Below are 381 nucleotides of genomic sequence, written 5' to 3' on the forward strand. Positions count from 1 at the left end.
CGAACAAGCACATCCTGCCAAATGGCGGCCAGCTTCGCCTCCAGTTCGGTGCGCGGCGCCACGTATTCGCGGCCTCCGCCTGCTCCCCCTTCCGGTGCCGGCAGCGCCTTCCGGTCGATCTTTCCGTTCGGCGTCAGAGGCAGGCACTCCAGCTCCACGAAGTACGACGGGATCATGTACCCCGGCAGCTCGCTGGCAATCGCCCGCTTCAGGTCCGCCGCCGTCAAGTCTTCTTCCGCTGTATAATAAGCGCACAAAGCTTTCTGACCTTCTTGATCTTCCCTGACGATGACGACCGCTTCCGTCACGCCACCTACACTCAGCAGCTTCGCTTCGACTTCACCCGTCTCAATCCGGTACCCCCGGATTTTCACCTGGTTG

General features: G+C 61.4%; 1 protein-coding gene. It reads right to left on the minus strand.

The window, feature by feature from the left end:
• On the minus strand, positions 1–381 hold a 381-nt coding region (locus tag HFD99_RS25025; protein WP_167441072.1), incomplete at both ends, for an AMP-binding enzyme.

It is taken from the genome of Paenibacillus sp. EKM301P, from assembly GCF_011800295.1.
Lineage (GTDB): Bacteria > Bacillota > Bacilli > Paenibacillales > Paenibacillaceae > Paenibacillus > Paenibacillus polymyxa.